General features: G+C 57.7%; 21 protein-coding genes. 6 read left to right on the top strand and 15 right to left on the bottom strand.

The genetic code is table 11. The features are described 5' to 3' along the window. Positions 1 to 38 precede the first annotated feature (38 nt). On the top strand, positions 39 to 1,211 hold the full coding sequence (locus ACR0ES_RS02760; protein WP_480869404.1) for a peptidoglycan DD-metalloendopeptidase family protein: 1,173 nt from the start codon (positions 39 to 41) through the stop codon (positions 1,209 to 1,211). A 62-nt stretch (positions 1,212 to 1,273) separates the two neighbouring features. On the opposite strand, the gene ACR0ES_RS02755 is transcribed toward ACR0ES_RS02760, so the two are convergent. Next, positions 1,274 to 1,945 carry a helix-turn-helix transcriptional regulator gene (locus tag ACR0ES_RS02755; RefSeq protein WP_480869402.1) on the bottom strand — a complete coding sequence of 224 codons (672 nt, stop codon included), beginning with the start codon at positions 1,943 to 1,945 and terminating at the stop codon, positions 1,274 to 1,276. A gap of 21 nt (positions 1,946 to 1,966) precedes the next feature. Next, positions 1,967 to 2,272, bottom strand: coding sequence for a hypothetical protein (locus ACR0ES_RS02750; protein WP_209503726.1), 306 nt, complete (start codon positions 2,270 to 2,272; stop codon positions 1,967 to 1,969). Between the two features lie 222 nt (positions 2,273 to 2,494). Between ACR0ES_RS02750 and ACR0ES_RS02745 the strand changes: the two genes are divergently transcribed. The 4 genes from ACR0ES_RS02745 to ACR0ES_RS02730 all read left to right on the top strand — a co-directional run bounded on the left by ACR0ES_RS02745 (position 2,495) and on the right by ACR0ES_RS02730 (position 5,010). Then, positions 2,495 to 2,710 (top strand): twin-arginine translocase TatA/TatE family subunit, encoded by a 216-nt coding sequence (locus ACR0ES_RS02745; protein ID WP_209503727.1) that lies wholly within the window; start codon positions 2,495 to 2,497, stop codon positions 2,708 to 2,710. Positions 2,711 to 2,716: 6 nt separating this feature from the next. Further along, entirely contained in the window at positions 2,717 to 3,175 is a 459-nt protein-coding gene (gene tatB / locus ACR0ES_RS02740) for a Sec-independent protein translocase protein TatB (RefSeq protein WP_209503728.1), read from the top strand. Further along, positions 3,172 to 4,050, top strand: a complete 879-nt coding sequence (tatC, locus tag ACR0ES_RS02735; RefSeq protein WP_480772793.1) for a twin-arginine translocase subunit TatC — start codon at positions 3,172 to 3,174, stop codon at positions 4,048 to 4,050. Before tatB ends, tatC begins: the two co-directional genes overlap by 4 nt. Positions 4,051 to 4,167: 117 nt before the next feature. Further along, on the top strand, positions 4,168 to 5,010 hold the full coding sequence (locus tag ACR0ES_RS02730) for an ATP-binding protein (RefSeq protein WP_267364184.1): 843 nt from the start codon (positions 4,168 to 4,170) through the stop codon (positions 5,008 to 5,010). A gap of 60 nt (positions 5,011 to 5,070) precedes the next feature. Here ACR0ES_RS02730 and ACR0ES_RS02725 read toward each other — a convergent pair whose 3' ends face one another. From ACR0ES_RS02725 to alr, 10 genes are all read right to left on the bottom strand, one after another. After that, positions 5,071 to 5,715 carry an SDR family NAD(P)-dependent oxidoreductase gene (locus ACR0ES_RS02725; protein WP_267364183.1) on the bottom strand — a complete coding sequence of 215 codons (645 nt, stop codon included), beginning with the start codon at positions 5,713 to 5,715 and terminating at the stop codon, positions 5,071 to 5,073. A gap of 42 nt (positions 5,716 to 5,757) precedes the next feature. Next, complete coding sequence (locus tag ACR0ES_RS02720; protein WP_209503732.1) at positions 5,758 to 6,006, bottom strand: hypothetical protein; 249 nt, start codon at positions 6,004 to 6,006, stop codon at positions 5,758 to 5,760. Between the two features lie 298 nt (positions 6,007 to 6,304). Next, positions 6,305 to 7,828 carry an amidophosphoribosyltransferase gene (purF, locus tag ACR0ES_RS02715; RefSeq protein WP_480869401.1) on the bottom strand — a complete coding sequence of 508 codons (1,524 nt, stop codon included), beginning with the start codon at positions 7,826 to 7,828 and terminating at the stop codon, positions 6,305 to 6,307. A gap of 651 nt (positions 7,829 to 8,479) precedes the next feature. After that, positions 8,480 to 9,073, bottom strand: coding sequence for a CvpA family protein (locus ACR0ES_RS02710; protein WP_267364181.1), 594 nt, complete (start codon positions 9,071 to 9,073; stop codon positions 8,480 to 8,482). Positions 9,074 to 9,112: 39 nt separating this feature from the next. Further along, positions 9,113 to 10,474 carry a DNA repair protein RadA gene (gene radA, locus ACR0ES_RS02705; protein WP_480772792.1) on the bottom strand — a complete coding sequence of 454 codons (1,362 nt, stop codon included), beginning with the start codon at positions 10,472 to 10,474 and terminating at the stop codon, positions 9,113 to 9,115. Between the two features lie 67 nt (positions 10,475 to 10,541). Further along, on the bottom strand, positions 10,542 to 10,991 hold the full coding sequence (locus tag ACR0ES_RS02700; protein ID WP_480869399.1) for a paraquat-inducible protein A: 450 nt from the start codon (positions 10,989 to 10,991) through the stop codon (positions 10,542 to 10,544). 77 nt (positions 10,992 to 11,068) lie between these two features. Next, positions 11,069 to 11,551 (bottom strand): cytochrome b, encoded by a 483-nt coding sequence (locus ACR0ES_RS02695; protein WP_267364177.1) that lies wholly within the window; start codon positions 11,549 to 11,551, stop codon positions 11,069 to 11,071. A 98-nt stretch (positions 11,552 to 11,649) separates the two neighbouring features. Further along, on the bottom strand, positions 11,650 to 12,396 hold the full coding sequence (locus tag ACR0ES_RS02690) for an ABC transporter ATP-binding protein (protein WP_480869397.1): 747 nt from the start codon (positions 12,394 to 12,396) through the stop codon (positions 11,650 to 11,652). Further along, on the bottom strand, positions 12,393 to 13,175 hold the full coding sequence (locus ACR0ES_RS02685; RefSeq protein ID WP_209503739.1) for an MlaE family ABC transporter permease: 783 nt from the start codon (positions 13,173 to 13,175) through the stop codon (positions 12,393 to 12,395). Before ACR0ES_RS02685 ends, ACR0ES_RS02690 begins: the two co-directional genes overlap by 4 nt. Beyond that, positions 13,172 to 14,206, bottom strand: a complete 1,035-nt coding sequence (gene alr, locus ACR0ES_RS02680) for an alanine racemase (protein WP_480869395.1) — start codon at positions 14,204 to 14,206, stop codon at positions 13,172 to 13,174. Before alr ends, ACR0ES_RS02685 begins: the two co-directional genes overlap by 4 nt. 240 nt (positions 14,207 to 14,446) lie before the next feature. Here alr and ACR0ES_RS02675 point away from each other — a divergent pair, with 240 nt between their 5' ends. After that, positions 14,447 to 14,986 carry a GNAT family N-acetyltransferase gene (locus ACR0ES_RS02675; protein WP_480538004.1) on the top strand — a complete coding sequence of 180 codons (540 nt, stop codon included), beginning with the start codon at positions 14,447 to 14,449 and terminating at the stop codon, positions 14,984 to 14,986. Positions 14,987 to 15,141: 155 nt separating this feature from the next. Here ACR0ES_RS02675 and ACR0ES_RS02670 read toward each other — a convergent pair whose 3' ends face one another. From ACR0ES_RS02670 to ACR0ES_RS02660, 3 genes are all read right to left on the bottom strand, one after another. Then, positions 15,142 to 16,632 (bottom strand): replicative DNA helicase, encoded by a 1,491-nt coding sequence (locus tag ACR0ES_RS02670; RefSeq protein ID WP_267366870.1) that lies wholly within the window; start codon positions 16,630 to 16,632, stop codon positions 15,142 to 15,144. A 259-nt stretch (positions 16,633 to 16,891) separates the two neighbouring features. Further along, on the bottom strand, positions 16,892 to 17,569 hold the full coding sequence (locus ACR0ES_RS02665) for an orotate phosphoribosyltransferase (protein ID WP_480485449.1): 678 nt from the start codon (positions 17,567 to 17,569) through the stop codon (positions 16,892 to 16,894). A gap of 148 nt (positions 17,570 to 17,717) precedes the next feature. Beyond that, on the bottom strand, positions 17,718 to 18,710 hold the full coding sequence (locus tag ACR0ES_RS02660) for a type II secretion system F family protein (protein ID WP_480538002.1): 993 nt from the start codon (positions 18,708 to 18,710) through the stop codon (positions 17,718 to 17,720). Between the last annotated feature and the right edge of the window lie 7 nt (positions 18,711 to 18,717).

Genomic DNA, 18,717 nt, shown 5'->3' with positions numbered 1-18,717 from the left:
AACTCCGGGTAACAGGGGCAGGCGTTGAGGACAGAATTATGAGAGCAGTATCCAAATCAGCAATGCGCCGCTGTGCGACCGGGGTGGCCGCTCTGGCCATTCTGGCCGGGTGCGAGGGGCCTCTGGATTATGACCTTCGCGGGCAGATCGGTGGATTTTCGACCACCAATGCAGCGCAATCCGCGACGGCATCCCGCCCGGCACCAGACAGCAGGGGTGTCATTACCTATCCGAACTACCAGGTGGTCGTGGCGCGCCGCGGCGATACGGTGCGGGACGTGGCAGCGCGGGTTGGCCTGCCCGAGGGCGAGCTTTCGCGCTTCAACGGCCTGCAGACAACGGACACGCTGAGAGAGGGTGAGGTTCTTGCATTGCCACGCACTGTTGGTGCTGGCAGCGGCGTGGACATCGCGTCGGTTGCCGGGTCTGCAATTGACCAGGTGCCGGCGTCGGGTTCGGTTCAGACCACAACACTGGAACCCGCGAAACCGGCAACAACGCCTGCGCCGATTTCAACAGGACCGGAGCCGGTCAGGCATAAGGTCAAGCGGGGTGAGACGGCCTATACAATCTCGCGCCTCTACCAGGTTCCGGTTGAATCGCTGGCGGAATGGAACGGGCTGGGATCAGATTTTACCATGCGTGAAGGTCAATACTTGTTGATTCCGGTCAAGAACCAGCCAGCGCCCCGGCAAAATGCGGCTAGTGCCGCGCCCGTTCCCGCCACAGAGGTGACGGAACCGGGGCAGGGTTCTCCGACGCCGACGCCACCCAGCGCTACGCAGCCCTTGCCGGACGAAAAAATCGAGCCGCTGGCCGAGGCCCCCGACGTAACCGCCGAAGCGCCAACCAATACGCGCACAACTGCGCTGTCCCTGCCGGTTGGCGGCACTATCATTCGCGGCTATGACAAGGGCAAGAATGAGGGCATCGACATCGCTGCCGCTCCGGGTACGTCGGTTACAGCTGCCGAAGCCGGTACGGTCGCGGCGATCACCGCGGACGCGGATCAGGTGCCGATCATTGTGGTCAAGCACAACAACGATCTTCTGACTGTCTATGCAAATGTCGACAAGATCACTGTCAAGAAAGGCGATAAGGTACGCCGTGGCCAGAAGCTGGCGCAACTGCGGGGCGGCGACAATGCCTATGTGCATTTCGAAGTCCGCAAAGGGTTCGAGTCCGTAGACCCGGAACCTTATCTGAAGTGAGACTAGATGGCCCGTACCGGGCCATGCCTTCGGCGAGAGTATTTCTGAAAAGATGAAGCCTGTCAGACGTACGGGTCATAGTCGCTCAGGCGCTTTCCGGGTTCGTCGGCGAAGATCTCCGGAAGGGGTGAAACAGCTTCGATCAGGTCAATTCGAAAAACACGAAATCCGTTGCGCTGCTCGCACCAGGCGGTAAGGGTCCAGACCCGCCCCCAGTATTCCATATGGAGCGGACGGATGATGCGTTCTGTCAAAACACCGTCAATGCGACGATAGGACAGGTGAAGTTTCTGACGAGATTTGATGGCTGCACGGATCGGGGCCATATGGGCAAGGCCCCTTGCGGCATCGGCAAACGGGTAGACCGCGAATTTCCAGCTGTCCGCCTCGGCCACGACCTGCGTTGGCAAAACAGCGTCGATCTTGTCGGCAAGCGATTGTGCGGCTGCTTTCAGGTCAGTATCCGCAGCCTCGGCCACGATGGCCATGCCAAGGTTCAGCGCCTCAAGCTCGGCTGGGGTCAGGTTCAACGGGGGCAGGGTGATCTGCTCGCGCACCATGTAGCCGACACCGCGCTCTCCCTCGACCGGAACGCCCGAGGCCACCAGCGTATCCATGTCGCGATAGATGGTGCGGACCGACACCTCAAGCCGGTCCGCAATGTCCTGCGCGCGGTGCAGTTTGCCGTTGCGCAGGATCTGGATGATATCGAACAGGCGGTCAGTGCGGCGCATGACGCGCCATTCTGACTGCGTTTAGGCAGTCATGTTCCATAATACTTTCTCGTGACGCATCTGGATGCTATCTGGATTGATGACCGCCATCATGCCTGCTGCACATTCCTGTTGCGGAAATTGCGCAGCAGCGTCCTGTGCCGCCTTCAAATCGGTCCAGACAACATAGTCGGTCCAGCGACCATCTTCGCCCTGGCTAAGCTGCCGATGGGCAAATCCCGGAGCGCTGCGCACAAAGGCCTCAGAGGCCTGACTGAGTTTCACGAACTCTTCCGGGGTGGTGCCATTGGCCAGCGTGAAGGTGACGATTTCAGCAACGTGGGTCATTTATTTCTCCATTGACCTTGTTTCGATGCCAAAGTCTTAGCGGACAACAACTGACATAAACCTGTCAGTTGAGAATTGCGACCCCTTAGATTCCTCGCGTTTTCCAAAATTTTTGCCCGCAACCCGTTGCAGATGCCTTTTGAGACCAGCGATCGAGGCGTAAAGACTGAGTCAGTTGATGTTCCCGGCGCGCAAACGTGCCGACGAAAAAGGAGAGAAGACATGCTCAACAATATTGGCCTTCCTGGCCTGCTGCTGATCGCCGTTGTGGTTCTGGTTCTGTTCGGACGCGGCAAGATCAGTTCGCTGATGGGCGAAGTCGGCAAAGGCATCACCGCGTTCAAGAAGGGCGTCAAAGACGGTTCGGAAGAGCTGGAAAAGGACGCTTCTGAGCTGGCCAAGGACGTCACGCCTGAAACCGAGAAAGACAAGGCGTAAGCGCGGATGTTTGATCTGGGCTGGACCGAGCTTCTGGTCATCGGCATCGTTGCCCTGATCGTTGTGGGGCCAAAGGACCTGCCGGTGCTGTTCCGCAATGTCGGACGTTTTGTCGGCAAGGCACGCGGAATGGCGCGCGAGTTCAGCAGCGCCATGAACGAGGCCGCCGATCAGGCCGGGGTGAATGAGATCAAGAAAGGTCTCAACGCTGCCGTGAACCCTGTGGGATCGGCCATGGACGGTGTCAAGCAAGCCGCGCAGGAGATGGCGAAAAGCATCGATCCTACAAAGTTCGACCCTGAAAGCGAAACGGGTAAACTGGCGGCCGAGCGGGCCGAGCAGGCCAAAAAGGTTCAGGCGTCAGCCGCCCGTGCCACCGCCGAGCGCAAGGCCAAGGAAGCAGCCGATGCACTGGCCAAGGCAGAAGAGGCCGAAGCCGCGCTGAACACTGAAAGCAAGACATGAGCAAAACCGACGAGATTGACGATTCTTCGGCCCCGTTGATCGAACATCTGGCCGAACTGCGCACACGGCTGATCCATAGCGTTGTGGCGTTTCTGGTCGGTATGATCATCTGTTTTTCAGTGGCGACGCCGATCTTCAATTTCCTGACCAATCCCCTGTGTGACGTTCTGGCTGAGCGCGGGCAGGATTGTGGCCTGATCTTCATCTCGCCACAGGAAGGGTTCTTTGTTGCGATCAAGGTTTCCCTATTGGGTGGGTTCATTCTGGCGTTTCCCTATATCGGGATGCAGATGTGGCGCTTTGTAGCACCGGGCCTCTACAAGTCCGAGAAAAACGCGTTCCTGCCTTTCATGCTGGCTTCGCCCTTTATGTTTCTCCTGGGCGCAAGCTTTGCCTTCTACGTCGTCACGCCTCTGGCCTATGACTTTTTTCTCGGGTTCCAGCAATTCGGGGCTGAGGGTGAAGCCGTGGCCGACGGGGTCAACGCGGCACCGCTGAGTGTGGTGTTCCAGGGCTCAGCCCAAGAATATCTGAACCTGACGATCAAGTTCATCGTGGCCTTTGGATTATGTTTCCAACTGCCGGTTCTCCTGACCCTCATGGGGAAGGCAGGACTGGTCAGTGCCGAGGGGCTGGGTGCTGTTCGGAAATATGCGGTGGTCGGCATTCTGGTTCTGGCCGCAGTCGTCACACCACCGGATGTCATCACACAAATCATTCTGTTTGTGGTGGTCTACGGCCTGTACGAGATTTCGATCTTCCTGGTCGCGCGAGTAGAAAAGAAACGCGAGGACCAGTTGCGCGCTGACGGTTATTACGATGATGAGCCGGAAGCGGATGATGACCTGATGCAGGAATTCGAAGACGACAAGTAAATCTGCCGACGAAAACAAAAGGGCGCGCCATCCATGGGCGCGCCTTTTTCTTTTGAAACTCTTGTTGTGCCAATTGGAACGTGCTTTGAACCCCTCAAGACAAAACCGGAGGCCCATATGGACGACCAAGCCCTGAACCGTATCGCCGAGGCGTTGGAACGCATGGCACCGGCTCCTTTGGCGGCGCCTGATTTTGCCGTTGCTCCGGCATTTGTGTGGCATGTCGAACCGGATCGACTGGAACCTGTTACACATGTCAACCGGGTCGATCTGGATCTCCTGGTCGGCATCAATCGCTCTCGCGACACGTTGATGGACAATACGCGCCGGTTTGCAGCAGGGTACAAGGCAAATAACGCGCTGCTCTGGGGGGCGCGGGGGATGGGAAAGTCCAGCCTTGTAAAGGCCGTGCATGGCTCTCTGAGCGCTGATTATGCCGACCTTAAACTGGTCGAATTGCAGCGCGAGGATATGGGAACGGTGGCGCGGTTGCTGAACCATCTGCGCGCAGCGCCCTACAGGTTCATACTGTTTTGCGATGACCTGTCGTTCAGCCACGATGACCAGCACTACAAATCTCTCAAGGCTGTTCTGGATGGTGGTATTGAAGGCAGGCCAGAGAATGTGGTCTTCTATGCCACTTCAAACCGTCGCCATCTGATGCCGCGGGATATGATCGAAAACGAACGCTCCAGCGCCATCAATCCTTCCGAGGCGGTCGAAGAAAAAGTCTCGCTGTCGGATCGCTTCGGCCTGTGGCTTGGGTTCCATCCCTGTGATCAGGACGAGTATCTTGCGATGATCGACCGCTATTGCGCCGCCTATGGCGTTTCTGTTGATGCAGAGATCTTGCGCGCCGAGGCAATTGAGTGGCAAGCCACGCGCGGGTCGCGCTCTGGCCGTGTCGCCTGGCAATTCTTCGTCGATCTGGCTGGGCGCAACGGCGTGCATATCGCCTGATCCAGGCTTCACCTGGCTGCAAATATCCCCGCCAGAGGCATGGCCCGTCAGGGCCATTTCCTAAAGCAGTGCCAGAATCCGCGCAGCTTCATCCTTGGTGCTGTTCAACACGCTCCGGTCTTCCCCGGGATGAAAACGCGCACGGACGGCCGTGGGCATCGGCGCGGGTTCGACAACCGAAACCCGAGGACCGGTGCGTTCGGTTTCGACGGCCCAACTGCGGGCCAGAGCCATCTGCGCGGCCTTGGTGGCACCGTAGATGCCATAAAACTTCTCGCCAGCTTTCGGATCGTCAAAAAACACCGCATGGCCACTCTCGCCCAGAAGGGGTGAGACATAGGGGATCAGAACCGAGGTCGCGTTTGCATTTGTGTTGATCGCCTTGGCCCATTCCTTGGGGTCAACAAAATGCACTGGCGTCAGTGCTGATGTGTGGATGGCTGTGTGCATCCACAGGTCAACCTTGCCCCAACGGTCATGGATGCCACGACACAGGGTCGCCATGGCGTTTGGATCGGTGATGTCCATGGGGGCCAGAGTGGCTGACCCGCCCTTCGCCTTGATACGATCGTCCAGCTCTTCCAGCCCGCCGGTGGTCCGGGCGACGGCGACGATATGGTATTCAGGTGCCAGCGCTTCGGCCAGCGCAGCGCCCAACCCGCGAGAGGCCCCGGTGATAAGGGCGATTTTTGTCTGATCGGTCATGGCTGCGGTTTGAACCCCTGCGCGAGGGGCGTCAAGTCGCGATTAGCTTCCGGGAATGGCGATCCGCTTGGTCTGGCCGCTTTGTCGCAGCATGATGCCCTGTTCGTCGATTGCTATCACCGTACCCGAGGCGACACGGCTTCCGGGTTCAACCTCTTTCACGCGGCCCGATGACAGGCGTACCAAGGCGTGCAGTTCGGTTTTGGGCCCGAACACCCCCAGAACAGAAACAGAGTTCTTGTTTAACGCGCCCTGCTGTGTGGCCGCGCTTTTGACATTGGTGTTTGACATGGTCCGTGGCCCGGCATGAGTTCCGAACCCCTTATTTCGAGTGAGTGGTTGCCGCCCGATACCAAAACGATCAGGTAAGCAAAAGACCTTCACATACTCCACGATTCACGACGTAGCGACCTTTTTGTTAGTCCCTGTGATCGTGCAAGAATCGCCGCCGGGTTGTGGCAGATTTCCACTCATCGGTGGAACAGTATAGATGCGAGCCACCCTGAACAGGGTTGTCCTATCTGCATGCCGAACGGTTTGATTCGCGGTCTGAACAGAAGCTGGACGTGCACTCGGTGGGCGGAGTCATTCAGCCTGAGGCGAGTTTAGCCGCATTCCACGACCCGCCCGGAACCTGCATATCCGCGCGTTTCTGGCTGACACGGCGGCTGTTTTCCAGACTGTCCAGGTAATCCGCGCTAACGCTGCCTGTAATGTAATTGCCATCAAAGCAGGAACAATCAAATCCCTGGATGTCCGGGTTGCCTTCCTGGGCCGCCCAGATCAGGTCCTCCAGATGCTGATAGAACAGTGCATCAGCGCCCAGCTCTTCACGGATCTCTTCGATCTCTTTGCCATTTGCGATCAGCTCGGCCTTGGTCGGCATGTCGATGCCATAGACATTGGGGTATTTGACCGGCGGCGAGGCGCTGGCCACATAAACCTTCTTGGCCCCGGCGTCGCGGCACATCTGAACGATCTTTTTGATGGTGTTGCCGCGCACGATGGAATCGTCGATCAACAGAACGCTGTGGCCTTCGAATTCCAGCGGAACGGCGTTCAGCTTGCGGCGGACGGATTTCTGTCGCTCGGCCTGACCCGGCATGATGAAGGTACGCCCGACATAGCGGTTCTTCACCAACCCCTCGCGATAGGGGATGCCGGTGATTTTCGCCGCTTCCAGTGCCACGGGGCGGGCGCTGTCGGGTACGGGAATGATCCGGTCGATTTCCAGGCCCGAGTCCTGAATTTGTTTCGCCAGCGTCTGTCCCATGCGCATCTGGGTTTTATAAACCGAGACACCGTCCAGCAGTGAATCCGGACGTGCCAGATACACATACTCGAAGATACAGGGCGTCAGCTTGCCTTCGACCGCCTGAAACTCGTGCATGTTGCCTTTCAGGTCGATCAGGATGGCCTCGCCCGGGCGCAGATCGCGCAGCTTTTCAAAACTGTTGATGCCAAAGGCTACGTCTTCCGAAGCAAAGGCATAATCGTCCCCCTGACCGTCGACATTGCGTTTTGCGACCGAAAGGGGCCGAATGCCAAATGGGTCGCGGAACGCCAACATGCCAACACCTGCCACCAGACAAATGACTGAATAGGCGCCCTGAACCCGCTCCATCGTCATCTTCACACCGGCAAAGATGTTTCGGATCGGGTCCGAATTGCCGTTCACCTTGATAGCGTCAGCCACTTTGTCGGCCAGCACGTTCAGCAGGATTTCCGAATCCGATGTGGTGCGCAGGTGGCGGCTGTATTTCCCGGTCACTTTCTCGCGCTGTTCCGCTGTGTTGGTGATATTGCCGTTGTGAACAAGATAGATACCGTAGGGTGCGTTCACGAAGAAAGGTTGCGCTTCGGCCGCGCTGAGTGATCCGGCCGTTGGATAGCGAACATGCCCCATGCCGATATGACCCAAAAGGGTTTCAGCATCCTGGGCGTTGAACACGTCCTTGACCAGACCATTGGCTTTCTTTTCCCGGAAGAATTCGCCGTTGTAGGTCACGATCCCCGAGGCATCCTGACCCCGGTGCTGCAACATCAGCAGCCCGTCATAGATCTCAGCAAAGACATCATGTGTCCGGCTTGCGATTCCTAAAATCCCACACATTCAAGGGGCTCCAACTTCTATGACGATTTCATTCGAGGATTGGCCGCAGTTCGGCACCGGACTTTCTGCATCTTCAAAGCGGAACTGTTCGCAACACAGGAACAAGACGCCGTTAGGGCGACCATCACTGCGATCAGCGCGCATTCATACAGAAAGGACAAGATCGGTGGCTCCGATTCCGTGGCGGGTTGGCCCCCACATAATGCCTATTGGCGTGGCTGTCATCAAAGGATCACAATAGCCAAATGCCGCAGGCCAAGTTTACGCATGTCGACGTAGAAAAACGAAGATGGTGACATGCGCAAACATATGTGCTGTCATGCATTTGATTGCATACATGAACTGCTAAAACTCAGCACCTCGGGGGGACCTGAATGTGGCAACATAAACCTCCTCACAAGAACCAAGAACGGATCAGGCAGCGGTGCCATCGGTGCAGGGGATTGGGGCGCGCGTCGTGCCAGATCTGTAACGGAGCAGGCGAGGTCGCCAAAAGCAGAGATATCTTTGGAAAACCGGTTTTCAGTCGATGTGACGGATGCTTTGGCTTGAAAACAATCCGCTGCACCGTGTGCGGTGGAGAGGGGTTTGTCTGATCTGCAACAAAAAAGCCCGGCAGCGCCGGGCTTTCATGAATTGGTGAACTGCCTATCAGCCGTTGGAAGGCGCAGTTGTTGCCGGTTCAGCGTTTCCTGCCGTGCAACTGGCGACCAGCTGTTCATACTGCGTCGTAACCCAGCCCAAAGCCGCCTCGGGGTTTTGTTCCTCAATCTGGCCGCTGAACTGTTCAAACACCTTGGCCGACCGGCTTTCATCAACAATTGTGTAAGACTGGCCGGTCATGACGGTGTCGTAAACGAAGAACGCAATCGCAACCAGAAGAATGCCACGAGCGATGCCGAAGAACAGCCCCAGAGCCTGATCCAGGCCGCCAAGGGCCGAGCGCTGAACCAGCGATGAAAACAGCGGCGTGAAGATACTGACCACGATCAGCGCCACCGCAAAGACCGCTGCAAACCCGGTGATCACAGACAGTTCGCAGCTGTCACGCAGGAAATCTCCGACGACCGGGATTTCCTTGACCAGAGGTACCGCCTGCGGGGCGAAGATGAACGCCAGAACGGCCGCTGCGACCCAACCCGCGATGGCCAGAACTTCGCGCATAAAACCGCGCGAATAGGCCAGCAAGCCTGACAGCACGATGATCAGGGCAACCACCCCGTCGATTATTGTAAAACCTTCCATGGCCCTCGCCTGTTCTTTTCTGCCCCTCAAGGCGGGACTTTAACCTGCTCCGAAGGTTTCGCCAACAAACCCTACCAAATCAGAGGGCCGGGTGAGTGTCAGACCTGCCACAGTACCGGTTTTGCCACCTGCCGGAGCTATTGCCGCTGTGAAACCAAGTTTTTGTGCTTCTTTCAACCTGTTTTCTGTCTGCGGAGCCGGTCTAAGTGCCCCGGATAGCGAGATTTCCCCGAAAACGACGGTGTCTGAGGGCAGGGCCGTGTCCTCGCGCGCGCTCAGCAATGCAGCGGCAACGGCCAGATCGGCGGCGGGTTCACTGACTTTCAATCCACCGGCCACGTTCAGATAGACGTCGAGACCCGCAAAGGGAATGCCGCAACGCGCTTCGAGAACGGCAAGGATCATCGCCAGCCGCCCGCTGTCCCATCCCACCACTGTCCGGCGCGGCTGTGAATGGGGGGACGGGGCAACAAGGGCCTGCAATTCGACCAGAACCGGCCGTGTGCCCTCAATCCCGGCAAAGACGGCAGAGCCAGGGCTGGGCTTACCTCGTTCCGACAGGAACAAGGCCGAGGGGTTGGTGACCTGCGCCAGCCCTTTGCCTGTCATCTCGAATACGCCAATTTCGTCGGCGGGACCAAAGCGGTTCTTGACCGCCCGCAGAATACGAAACTGATGGCCGCGCTCGCCCTCGAAATACAGCACCGTATCAACCATGTGTTCGACAACACGGGGCCCTGCGATCTGGCCTTCCTTGGTGACGTGCCCGACCATGATGATCGACACACCATGCCGTTTCGCAAAGGCGGTCAATTCATGAGCAGCCGCCCGGACTTGCGACACGGACCCCGGCGCGCTGTCGACATTGTCCGCCCACATGGTCTGGATCGAGTCGATGATCGCCAGACCGGGTTTCTCGGCTTCAAGCGTGGTAAGAATGTCGCGCAGGTTGGTTTCGGCAGCAAGTTGCACCGGCGCATTCTCCAGCCCAAGGCGGCGCGCCCGCATGCGAACCTGCGCACTGGCTTCTTCACCCGAGACATAGATCGTCTTGACGCCAGCACGGGCAAATCGGGCAGCCGCTTGCAGCAGCAGGGTGGATTTGCCGATGCCGGGGTCGCCGCCCACCAACAGGGCGGAGGCCGGGACCAGCCCGCCGCCCAGAACACGGTCCAGCTCTTCCACTCCGCAGAGTGTGCGGGGTGGCGGGGTTTCCTCGGTCGACAGGTCGGTGAGCGTCATCGACCGTCCGCGTTTCGAGCCCAGCGATTTCTTGGCTGGGCCTGCCGACAGAGGTACGTCCTGGATGATCGAGTTCCACTCGCCGCACCCGTCGCAGCGGCCCGACCAGCGGGAATGGGATGCGCCGCAGGCGGAGCAGGAGAAGGTTGGTTTTGCCATGACGTCTTGGTGCCCGAGGATGGGCGGTTCTTCAAGCCCTTGCTGGGCTTTCCTCGTCGTCAGCGCCCTATGTCCGGGCGTTGGTTTTGCAGTGGCGTTCGGTGAGAATGCCCAAAGCGATGGAGGCAAGGATGCAGGCCGTGAACAGGTAGAGACCCCATGCGGTCTCAACAGTGGCGTAAGAGATGCCCTTGGCCAATGTGATGTAAAGCGCGATCAGGAAGATATCCGCCATCGCCAGCTTGCCTAGGATACTCAGCGCAGGCTGCACACGGGCATCTAGCAGGTTCCACTGTATCAGCGCGGTGCCAATGGTTTTGATGTAGGGCGCGAAGAGGGCAAAGATGGTGACGACCAGCGCAAGGAAGATGTCGGAATTCCAAAGCGACTGGAGGCCGGTGATGACGCTGATTTCGCTAAGGCCAAAGATCGGCAGGAACCCCGCGCGCATCAGCGGGGCGAACCACGCGACGGGGTAGAAAACCAAAAGTGACAGTGTTGCGAAACGCAATATCATGGCGGCCAACGCTATTAAGTGTGACCGCCTGACATTACGGTGTTGGATCGTGGGTTCAAGGATGCTTGTTCAAAAGCTTATCCTGCGCGCTTCATACGAGCCATCAGGTTGGTTTTGAGAATGAACTGATGGAACAAGGCAGCCAGAAAATGCAAGACAATCAGAACAAGCATTAGCGTTTTCAGGATCTCATGCACTTCGGCGGACGCTGCTATCCCACCAAACCAGGCCAAGGCACCTGAGGCGGGCACCAGCACCATCAACGCATAGAGTGAGAAGTGCGTGATATGTGCGGCGAGCTTCATCGCGGCTGTTTCTTTTTCCGGTAGCGGCGGCGCGCCGCGGGTCAGACGTAGTGCAATCCGCCAAATCGCGAGCGCAAGGACAAGCAATCCTCCGAATACATGAAGAGCAACTGGTGCTTGAAAAGAGACAGGCAATCCGCGTTCGAATTGATCCCAGGCTTCAGACATCGGCTCGTGAAAGAGAAATTGAATTGCGATCAGAACGAAAATGACCCAGTGAAGGGCGATTTGCGCGCGAGAATACGAAGTAGGCATGGGGAAGCTCCGACAAACTTTAACGTTGCGCTGGTTTAACGCAAAACTGTCAGATTTCCGTCGATGATTTTTGATTTATTTGTCCAGCATCACTGCTATCAACGCACCGCCTCAATCGGCCCCTCAGCGCTCCCGCTGATGAACTGCTCCACATAGGGATCACCTGAGGCATCCATCTGGCTGACCGGGCCGGTCCACTGGATCACCCCTCCGTGCAGCATGGCCACGTTGTCAGCAATCGCGCGGACGGAGCTCATGTCGTGGGTGATGGTCATCGCGGTGGCGCCCATCTCAGTTACGATCTCGCGGATCAGGTCGTTGATGACGCCGGACATGATCGGGTCGAGGCCGGTGGTGGGTTCGTCAAAAAAGATAATCTCAGGCTCGGCGGCGATGGCGCGGGCAAGGCCCACACGTTTTTGCATCCCGCCTGACAGCTCTGCCGGAAAGCGGTCGGCCACGTCGGATTTCAGGCCTACGCGGCGCAGTTTTTCGATGGCGATCTCGCGCGCTTCCTCGGTGGGACGTTTCAGGGATCCACGCAGCAGGCGGAAGGCGACATTCTGCCAGACGGTCAGCGAGTCAAACAGGGCCGCGCCCTGAAACAGCATGCCAAACCGCGCCAGAAACGCGTCACGGTCGCCTTTGGTTGCGTCTTTGCCGTCGACATAGATCATGCCGCTGTCGGGTTTGATCAGGCCCAGGATACATTTCAGGGCAACAGATTTCCCCGTGCCGGAACCCCCGATGATGACCATCGAGGTTCCTTTGGGTATCTCTAGGCTCATTCCACGCAATACGTGGTTGTCACCAAAGGCTTTTTCTACGTTCTCCATTCGGATCATAGCGAGAAGAACACCCCTGTGAGAACAAAGTTTGCGGCCAGGATCAAAACGGCTGCGGCCTCGACCGACCCTTTGGTAGCGCGACCGACACCCTGTGCGCCACGGCCCGAGTTCATGCCGTAATAGCAACCCATGATAGCCGCGATCACGCCAAAGGCCGCGCCTTTGACCAGAGACGATACTATGTCGCGCATCTCAAGGAAATCGACCGTGTTTTTCAGATACGCCGCCGGGTTGAAGCCCAGATTCTGCGTAGCGACAGTGTACCCGCCCGCAATCCCGATAACGTCACCTACGGCGACCAGTGCAGGCACGGTGATCAGCGCGGCCAGCACACGTGGAGCAGTAAGGTATTTCATCGGATGGGTCGACAGCGTGACCAGAGCGTCGATTTGTTCGGTCACTTTCATCGTGGCGATCTCGGCCGCGATGGACGAGGTCACGCGCGCGGCGATCATCAGGCCGACCAGAACCGGGCCAAGTTCGCGCACCATGCCGATAGCGACGATCTGGGGCACGACGGCCTCGGCGTTAAACCGTGCACCGCCCGCATAGATTTGCAAAGCCAGCGCGCCGCCGGTGAAAATGGCGGTCAGGCCGACGACGGGCAGGGACAGCCAGCCGATATTCAGCAGGGCCATCCCGAATTCACGCGGATAGAAGGGTGGGCGCAGGATGTGCGACACTGCATCAAGCGCGAACAGGGCCACCCGGCCAAAGGCCGCAAGCAGGCCCAGCACGGTGCGGCCCAGCCCCCCCAGCGCGCTGATTGGGTTCATTCCACGTAGCCCCGCGAATAGCGACTGCCCATGGATGTCAGGATTTCATAGCCAATTGTACCAGCGGCCTCGGCCAGATCATCAACGGTTTGATGACCGTTGAGAATGCGCAGGCGCTCCGGGTCTTTCGGCAGGTCCGTGACGTCCACAGTGATCAGGTCCATTGAGATACGTCCAACAACCGGGCAGGGTTGGTCGCCCGCAAATGTGTCGATGCCGCCGCCAATTGCGCGATGCAGGCCATCTGCATAGCCGGCAGCAACGGTGGCGATCCGGGACGGCCGTCGCGCCACCCAGGTGTTTCCATAACCCACGGTCTCGCCCACGGCCAACTTGCGCACCTGAATAACAGGAAGGTCGACGGTTACGACAGGCTTTGCACCGGCAAAGGGCATTCCGCCATAAAGACCGATACCCGGGCGGCAGAAATCGAAATGAAACTCAGGTCCCAAAAGCATCCCGCCCGTCGCTGCCAGGGAGCGCGGCGCAGCGACCCCATCAGTCATGTCGCGGAAGGTTTTCAGTTGTTGCTGGTTCATCGGGTGTTCCGGCTCGTCCGAGCAGGCCAGATGAGACATGATGAGCGCCGGGTTCAAGGCTTTGGCCTTGGAACGCAACTCAGCCCAGTCAGCAGGTTCAAGACCAAGCCGGTTCATACCGCTGTCCAGTTGGATACCAAACGGGTGGTCGGGCAGGGCCTCTGTGTGGCGTTGAAACTGCTCTGGCGAGTTGATCAGCGGTATCAGGTCGTTGCCGCGCAGCAGGTCGGCATCGCCGTCCATATGTCCCGAAAAAACGAAAATCACCGGGCCGGGGCCAACTGCCTCGCGAACTGTTGCGCCTTCTTCTGCGGCAGCCACAAAAAACTTGCGAACACCTTCTTCTGCCAACGTGTCGCTGACAGGTCCTGCGCCCAGCCCATAGGCATCTGCTTTGACCACGGCACCGGTTTCGACCCCGGTTTTCGCGTCGAGTGCCCGCCAGTTTCTGGCGAGGGCCTGAAGATTGATCGTTAAACGTGCAGTACTCATGGGACTGTTCATGACATTGCGCCGTCCAAGGTCAAGAGGGAAAGGGCTTTTTCCGCGACAGATTGCGCCCATCAAACGACAGGTATGGCGGAAAACACCCAAAAAAGCAGACATTTTGGCGACTTACTGCTGTGCTAGGCCGTTTTCGGGATTGTCTTCACATAGGTGTTAAAGTGATCTTGTGAACAAGATCGTCCCATCGCGGCAAAAAACGGTGCGGCGGCATATCCCGAGGAAATCATGGATTTTTATACCGAACAAACGCCAGATCCGTCCGAAACAGCCCGGTTTTTCGCAGAAGTGTTTTCGGCGTCGGAAGGCCCGGACGAGGGGGCGATTATCGAAGCTTTCGTGCAAGAGATGATCGATACCACCCCACCACAGGACCTGATGGTGTGCACCGCGCGACGCGATCAGGTGCTGCTTGGTTGTGCCATCTTTTCCCGAATGCTGTTTCCACAGGATGCGCGCCGGGTATTTATCCTGTCGCCTATGGCTGTCCGAACAGACAGGCAAAAAGCCGGGGTTGGACAGGCTTTGATTGCCTATGGTCTGGATTGCCTGCGGGCATCAGGCGTGAACGTGGCACTCACCTATGGTGATCCCGCTTACTATCGAAAAACAGGTTTTGAGCAGATTTCTGAGGCCACTGCACAACCGCCGCTAAAGCTGAGCCATCCGCATGGCTGGCTGGGGCAGTCGCTGGATGGTCAGGCGCTTGCGCCACTTAGCGGCCCTTCGCACTGCGTGTCTGCGTTGAACAATCCGACGCTTTGGTGAGTGCGGGGTTCAATCTGTCAGAAAACAGGCGGGCGGACCTCATTCTTGGTTCGCGCACCAGATCCTGAATCGCGCGAAAAGCTCAGAGAACGTTATTGCTTTGCCAACAATCAAAGGAAAGTCGGGAAAACCCAAGTAAGGCTGTCCTTTCGCGATCAATAACCTTCGATTTCACCACCCTGCTGCCAGGGTTTGACAAGATTACCGAACCGGGTGAATTGCGCCTCGAACGATAGCTCGACCGTGCCGATAGGACCGTGGCGCTGTTTGCCAACGATAATCTCGGCCTTGCCGTGCAGGCGTTCCATGGCCTGTTTCCATTCTTCCATCTTCTCAAGCTCGTGATCGCCGGGTTTTTCACGTTCTTTGTAGTATTCCTCGCGGAATACGAACATCACAACATCGGCGTCCTGTTCGATCGATCCTGATTCACGCAGGTCTGACAGCTGCGGACGTTTGTCGTCTCGGTTTTCGACCTGGCGGGAAAGCTGCGACAGGGCAATCACCGGAATGTTCAGTTCTTTGGCGATTGCTTTCATGCCCATTGAAATCTCGGCAATCTCGTTAACCCGGTTGTCGGACATGCCGCGGCACAGTTGCAGATAGTCGATCACCAGCAGGTCCAGCCCATGTGTGCGTTTCAACCGTCGCGCGCGTGCGGCAAGCTGAGAAATCGGAAGGGCGGGCGTGTCGTCGATAAAAAGCGGGCAGGCTTCAAGTTCTTTGGCCGCATCCACGAAACGGCGGAATTCGGCCTCGGTCATGTCGCCCTGACGGATCTTGTGGCTAGAGATTTCGGACGCCTCGGCCAGAACGCGCCCGGCCAGCTGTTCAGCGCTCATCTCAAGTGAGAAAAAGCCGACGACCCCGCCGTCAATTGCGCCTTCGGAACCATCCGGTTTCAGACCGCGTTTGTACGCTTTGGCCACGTTGAAGGCCACGTTGGTCGCCAGCGAGGTTTTGCCCATCGATGGACGACCTGCGAGAATGATCAGGTCCGAGGGGTGAAGACCACCCAGTTGTTTGTCGAGATCGACCAGACCGGTCGAGATCCCAGCCATGCCGCCACCGCGCTGGTAAGCTTCGTTGGTGACATTGACGGCTTCTGTGACCGCCTTGAGGAAGGACTGGAACCCCTGTTCGGTCTGGCCCTGCTCGGAAAGCTGATAAAGCTGTTGTTCGGCCTCGACGATTTGTTCTTTCGGTTCGCTGGCTACATCGACCCGCGCGGCCTTGTCGGAGATGTCGCGGCCCAAGCGGATCAACTCGCGCCGGATGGCGAGGTCATAGATCATCTGGGCGTAATCATGTACCGCAAAGGCACTGATCGACGCGCCGGCCAGTTTGACCAGATAAGCGGGCCCGCCCAATTCCTTCAGGCCCTCATCCTCGGCCATGAAGGATTTCAGCGTCACAGGCGAGGCCAGCGCGTTCTTTGCAATGCGTGCGGCCGCGACCTCATAAATGCGGGCATGAACCGGGTCATAGAAATGCTCGGACCCAATGATCGAAGCGACCCGGTCGTAAAGGTCGTTATTCGTCAAAATTGCACCCAGAAGCTGCTGTTCAGCCTCAATGGAATGCGGCATGGTTTCGGCGTTCTGAATATGCGCCGCTGCCTGCTCGATACTGCTGATCTCGTTCATAATGTCCCCGCTGCCCGTTCCGAGGTTCTACACGCCACGCCCCGGTTCAAGCTATCTGCAAATGAATGGGGGTAAGTTGGTATAACTGCCCCCCGCCTTGGGATAACTGCCCACCTCAATGGGGATAACTTAGCACCAGTTTTACACGGGCGCAGCGTTACCGCAACATTTGGTGTGTTGGCTGGATATCTTGACTAGATAGGCGCGCTTTGATGCGATTCGAAAATCAACTATCCCCAAGCCGTCCACAGGCTGAAAATCACGATTTTCGCGCGTCCTGCCAGCCTCGCGGGTCGTTCAGAAACGCCTCGACCCCGTCAAGTGTTTCCTGATCAAAGGCTTTTTGCGCCTTGGCCTCGGCCAGAACATCCCACCACGTGCAAAGGTGATGCAGCTTTACACCATGGTCGCCCAGCGTCTTCTCGGTTTCGGGGAAGATACCGTAGTAAAAAATCACAGCCGTATGCCCGCAGGTGGCACCAGTCTCGCGAATTGCATCGACGAAGGACAGTTTCGAACCGCCATCGGTAGTCAGGTCCTCGACCAGCAACACGCGTTCACCTTCGCTCATTGCGCCTTCAATGCGGGCGTTGCGCCCGTAACCTTTGGGTTTTTTGCGCACGTAGGTCATCGGCAATGCCATACGTTCGGCCACCATCGCGGCAAAGGGGATGCCCGCAGTTTCGCCGCCCGCAATGTTGTCAAAGGCTTCAAAACCCGCGTCCCGCATCACCGTAACGGTCAGAAAATCCATCAGCGTGGAACGAATGCGCGGGTAGGAGATCAGCTTGCGGCAATCGATATAGGTCGGGCTGGGAAGGCCACTTGCCAGCGTGAACGGCTCGCGCGCGTTGAAGTGGATGGCCTTGATCTCCAGCAGCATCCGGGCCGTCAGGCGAGCGATTTCAGTGCTATCGGGAAAAGAACTGGGGATCATGGCGGGACCTCGGCGATGAAATGATGTTTCGGGCTGATAGCCCGACCCTTGGCCCGGAGTCGAGAGCTGTTGGAACAAAAGAAAAGCGGACCCCCCTAAGGTCCGCTGTTTCCGGGTAGTCAGCTATGCGAACACCATTGTCGCTGCGTTACCCTTGCCCGAACATGTTGACCCACCGGATCAGCATTGGTGCCAGACAAATCAGCAATAGGACAGGCATCATGCACATGGCCATCACGGCAGACATCTGCACAGGCAGACGGTTTGCCTTTTCCTGGGCGCGAAGTTCTCGGTCAAGCCGCATGTCAGTGGCGAAGCGGCGTAACGATGCGGATATGCTGGTTCCGTACTGGTTGGATTGCAAAAAGGCGTTCGCGAACGAGTTCATCTCGTCGATACCGACCCGGTTCGCCATGTCCAGAAAGGCGGCCTGACGTTCTTTGCCTGCCTGCAACTCCAGTTGAAGAACCGAAAACTCCTGCGAGATTTCCGGAGCTGCCTTGGCCATTTCATGCGAGACCCGGATCATCGCCGCGTCAAAGCCCAGCCCGGCCTCGATAGCGACTTGCAGCAGGTCAAGCGCGTTAGGCAGGCTGTGTTCGATGGCCTGGCGGCGTTTCTTTATGCGGCGCCGCAACCACAGTGCCGGGCCATAAAAGCCCAGGACCATCAGTGCCGTCACGATCTGCATTGTGTTTATCCAGGTAACACCCTGCAAAAGGTCGGCGATCCCTAACTGAACTTGCGTTTCGATCGGCAATGCCATGGTTGCGACGAACGCGGCAGGCAACACAAATCCTAGGACGACCCGAAAGGTATAATAGGTGCGAATGGCGTGCTTTTGCCGAATCCCGGCCTGTTTCAACAGCTTCCCGATCCTGGAGCGTTCGCGTTTTGACGACGGGACGAAGGCCTTCAGCAGCCCGTGCGGGTCGCTATTGTCACCCTGGATAAGGTCAAAATCCTGCCCATGCCCTTGTGAAACCGACCCAACGCGCATACGGCGTGCTGCCGTGTTTTCACTTGCCGTAAATCCGGAAAGGCCCATGACGACAAAGAAAACACTAAGGGCAATTCCGACCAACAGGATCAACTGCGGTGTGATGCGCGGATCGTTTAGAATGTCCTGAAATATATCCATATCCCAA

This window comes from Ruegeria sp. N7 (assembly GCF_056531345.1).
The sequence above is the reverse complement of the archived record's forward strand: the minus strand, read 5'-3'. Positions and strand labels throughout refer to the sequence as shown.

Bases quoted from the DNA above. Each gene is read 5' to 3' on its own strand.
- ACR0ES_RS02660 (WP_480538002.1), bottom strand. From the start codon at position 18,710: ATGGATATATTTCAGGACATTCTAAACGATCCGCGCATCACACCGCAG.
- ACR0ES_RS02685 (WP_209503739.1), bottom strand. From the start codon at position 13,175: ATGAACCCAATCAGCGCGCTGGGGGGGCTGGGCCGCACCGTGCTGGGC.
- purF (WP_480869401.1), bottom strand. From the start codon at position 7,828: ATGTGTGGGATTTTAGGAATCGCAAGCCGGACACATGATGTCTTTGCT.
- ACR0ES_RS02730 (WP_267364184.1), top strand. From the start codon at position 4,168: ATGGACGACCAAGCCCTGAACCGTATCGCCGAGGCGTTGGAACGCATG.
- ACR0ES_RS02760 (WP_480869404.1), top strand. From the start codon at position 39: ATGAGAGCAGTATCCAAATCAGCAATGCGCCGCTGTGCGACCGGGGTG.
- radA (WP_480772792.1), bottom strand. From the start codon at position 10,474: ATGGCAAAACCAACCTTCTCCTGCTCCGCCTGCGGCGCATCCCATTCC.
- ACR0ES_RS02720 (WP_209503732.1), bottom strand. From the start codon at position 6,006: ATGTCAAACACCAATGTCAAAAGCGCGGCCACACAGCAGGGCGCGTTA.
- tatB (WP_209503728.1), top strand. From the start codon at position 2,717: ATGTTTGATCTGGGCTGGACCGAGCTTCTGGTCATCGGCATCGTTGCC.
- ACR0ES_RS02690 (WP_480869397.1), bottom strand. From the start codon at position 12,396: ATGATCCGAATGGAGAACGTAGAAAAAGCCTTTGGTGACAACCACGTA.
- ACR0ES_RS02675 (WP_480538004.1), top strand. From the start codon at position 14,447: ATGGATTTTTATACCGAACAAACGCCAGATCCGTCCGAAACAGCCCGG.
- ACR0ES_RS02710 (WP_267364181.1), bottom strand. From the start codon at position 9,073: ATGGAAGGTTTTACAATAATCGACGGGGTGGTTGCCCTGATCATCGTG.
- ACR0ES_RS02755 (WP_480869402.1), bottom strand. From the start codon at position 1,945: ATGCGCCGCACTGACCGCCTGTTCGATATCATCCAGATCCTGCGCAAC.
- ACR0ES_RS02700 (WP_480869399.1), bottom strand. From the start codon at position 10,991: ATGATATTGCGTTTCGCAACACTGTCACTTTTGGTTTTCTACCCCGTC.
- ACR0ES_RS02750 (WP_209503726.1), bottom strand. From the start codon at position 2,272: ATGACCCACGTTGCTGAAATCGTCACCTTCACGCTGGCCAATGGCACC.
- ACR0ES_RS02665 (WP_480485449.1), bottom strand. From the start codon at position 17,569: ATGATCCCCAGTTCTTTTCCCGATAGCACTGAAATCGCTCGCCTGACG.
- alr (WP_480869395.1), bottom strand. From the start codon at position 14,206: ATGAGTACTGCACGTTTAACGATCAATCTTCAGGCCCTCGCCAGAAAC.
- ACR0ES_RS02725 (WP_267364183.1), bottom strand. From the start codon at position 5,715: ATGACCGATCAGACAAAAATCGCCCTTATCACCGGGGCCTCTCGCGGG.
- ACR0ES_RS02670 (WP_267366870.1), bottom strand. From the start codon at position 16,632: ATGAACGAGATCAGCAGTATCGAGCAGGCAGCGGCGCATATTCAGAAC.
- tatC (WP_480772793.1), top strand. From the start codon at position 3,172: ATGAGCAAAACCGACGAGATTGACGATTCTTCGGCCCCGTTGATCGAA.
- ACR0ES_RS02745 (WP_209503727.1), top strand. From the start codon at position 2,495: ATGCTCAACAATATTGGCCTTCCTGGCCTGCTGCTGATCGCCGTTGTG.
- ACR0ES_RS02695 (WP_267364177.1), bottom strand. From the start codon at position 11,551: ATGCCTACTTCGTATTCTCGCGCGCAAATCGCCCTTCACTGGGTCATT.